Below are 2613 nucleotides of genomic sequence, written 5' to 3' on the forward strand. Positions count from 1 at the left end.
AACTCCCAACCGATGCAATCCTAGACATCAGGGAGTTTTCCCTGCCCGTTACCATAGCCGACGTCGTTAAGGCCGTGAAGGGCGAGGTTGTTGCCAACCCCCACCTCCTCGACAGGAGGATATACGGCTACACGATAGTTGACAGCATAAGGGCCATCCTTGAGATGAGCAGCGAGGAGTTCCTCAAGCTCTACGGCTGGACGACAGAGAGGGCCCTCGTCTTCACAAAGGTCTCAACCGGAAGGAGTCCTATGATAGCCGTCCGCGTCCAAGGGCTGAAGCCTGCTGTAATAGTTCTCCACGGGGTCAAAAAGCTCGACACATTAGCGGTCAAGCTGGCAGAGCGCGAGAGGGTTCCGCTGGTTATTTCCAGGGCCAAGGATGAAAACGAGCTCATAACAGGCCTCAGAAAGCTCGTCGAAAAAACCGAGAGGGAACTCTAAAGCTCCTTCCTCCTCCAGATTCCCTCCCGGGCGAGCTTAGTAAGCCGGTTCTTTATGTGGAGTAAAACGTCACTCAGGGTTTTCCCGTTGTCGTATCCTTCAACTATTCTCTCCAGTTCCTCCCTCGGGAGACCCTTCATTTCCCGGGCCAACTCAACCATCCTTGGGTAGGCTCTAACTATGTTGTCCACTATGGTTATGTCTGCCATTCTCGCCGAGCGGGAAAGCGGGTTGAGGTCAACTGTAACAACGAACTTGCCCATCCCCACGAGGGCCTCGGTTCTGTCGCCGTCCTCAAGGGGGACGAGGACAACGTCAGCCCTCCAGATACCGTTCTCGTCAACCTTCCCGCGGTCATGCTCAAGGTTGGGAATCCTCTTGGTCGGGTTTATCCCGAGTATCTCGATATCGGGATCGTGCTTCCTCAGCTCCTCGGCTATCGCCTTAACCCTCTCCTCCGTTCGGTAGAAGAGATTTATCTCAAGCTTTGCTCCGAATGCTTTCGCGAGCTCTATGGTCTCCTTTGGAACGAGGGCCGAAACGTTTCCGTTCACCGAGATAACTGGGTGCTTCGCCAGTAGAAACTTTGCAACGGCTGCCTTCATCGCCCTCTCGGCCGGCTCTATAGTTTTCTCTCCTATGAGATAGTCAAAGGCCTCGCCCCGTCCATGGGCTATAAGGCCGGCTTTAGCGGTCATTCCCCTCTCCATGCCCTCGATGATCTTCTCCCTGTAATAAAGGCTCCAGTAGCGCGGGTGGCTCTTGGGTATCTTCACCATCTCGACCACCACAGTCTATTCATCGCCGTCCCTAAAAACCTTCCCAATCCTTTCGTGCCTGCAGATAAAAATCTCCTAAGGGCTTATTTAGCTTAAAGGAGAGTTCTAAACCTTTGGTTTAAGAAACCCGTATAAGACCTTTACCCAAAACTGGGAATGAATATGCCTGATCACGTGTACGTGGTGGTGCATATGGGGTACAGAATAACGGCAAAGCAGGATTTGAGCCCGATCGATTACTTCGTCGAGGTCGAGGCACCTCACATAACCCGGGCGTGGAAACCTGGACAGTTCGTTGTCTTCATACTCCACGAGAGGGGCGAGAGGGTTCCGATGTCTGTTTACAAGGCCGAAAACGGGAAAATCGGGATGTTCATCAGGAAGCTCGGGAAGACGAGTTTACAGCTCTACTACGAGTTCAACGTCGGGGACGAGCTCTACAGCATTGTTGGCCCGCTGGGAAAGCCGATAAAGGTGGAGCACTACGGCAACGTCGTCTTCGCCTCCGATGCAGTCTGCGGGCAGGCCGAGAACTACGCGACGCTTAGGGCAATGAAAGAAGCGGGAAACTACACGATATCGATACAGAGCTTTGAAAATGCCCAGAACGTCTATCCCGAGGAGTTTCTCGCGAAGCCTGTGGCCGACGAGCACTACATAACCACAGAGGATGGGAGCGTCGGTAGAAAGGGACACTACCTCGACGTCGTGAAGGAGCTCATCGAGAAGGATAGGGTCGACATAATCTTTGCCGGCGGAAAGCTCGGCTCTCTCGCGAAGCTTGCCGAACTGACGAGGCCCTACGGGATACCCACAATAACGACCGTGAGACAGATAATGGTGGATGGGACGGGTATGTGCGGCTCCTGCCGGATACTCTACGACGGCCAGATAAAGTTCGCCTGCAGGGACGGCCCAATGTTCGACGCACACAAGGTGGACTGGGAAGATGTCCTGAGAAGGAGTTCTCGGTTCGTGGAACAGGAGAAGCTCGCAAAGGAGCGCTACTTAGAGGAGCTCAGGGCGAAGGGGGTGATCTGAATGGCAAGGAGGAAGAGGCCAAAGCTCATCAAGGAGAAGGTCCCAACACCGGAAAGGCCTGTGGAGGAGCGAATTAGGGACTTCGGTGAAGTCAACCTCGGCTACACCTTTGAGCTCGCCGTTAAGGAGGCTGAGCGCTGTCTTCAATGTCCTGCTGAATACGCCCCATGCATTAAGGGCTGTCCGGTTCACATAGACATCCCCGGCTTCATAAGCAAACTCGTCGAATACCGCGATAATCCCGACAAGGCCGTAAAAGAGGCCCTGAGGGTAATCTGGACTGACAACACCCTGCCAGCGATAACTGGAAGGGTCTGCCCGCAGGAGGACCAGTGTGAGAAGAACTGCGT

2 protein-coding genes and 2 pseudogenes are annotated in these 2613 nt (G+C 54.0%); 3 read left to right on the forward strand and 1 reads right to left on the reverse strand.

The features are described 5' to 3' along the window. A pseudogene (locus tag MVD07_RS03555) lies at window positions 1-443 on the forward strand (transcriptional regulator); the annotation flags it as partial. Here MVD07_RS03555 and MVD07_RS03560 read toward each other — a convergent pair. Then, window positions 440-1222, reverse strand: coding sequence for a 4-phosphopantoate--beta-alanine ligase (locus tag MVD07_RS03560; RefSeq protein WP_297498754.1), 783 nt, complete (start codon window positions 1220-1222; stop codon window positions 440-442). The pseudogene MVD07_RS03555 and the gene MVD07_RS03560 overlap by 4 nt on opposite strands. Window positions 1223-1414: 192 nt before the next feature. Here MVD07_RS03560 and MVD07_RS03565 point away from each other — a divergent pair, with 192 nt between their 5' ends. Together MVD07_RS03565 and MVD07_RS03570 are read left to right on the forward strand one after the other, a co-directional pair. Next, a complete protein-coding gene (locus tag MVD07_RS03565) occupies window positions 1415-2263 on the forward strand; it encodes a sulfide/dihydroorotate dehydrogenase-like FAD/NAD-binding protein (protein WP_297498751.1) in 849 nt (282 codons plus the stop codon). Further along, window positions 2264-2613: pseudogene (locus tag MVD07_RS03570) on the forward strand (dihydropyrimidine dehydrogenase); the annotation flags it as partial.

It is taken from the genome of Thermococcus sp., from assembly GCF_027008145.1.
Classification (GTDB): Archaea; Methanobacteriota_B; Thermococci; order Thermococcales; family Thermococcaceae; genus Thermococcus.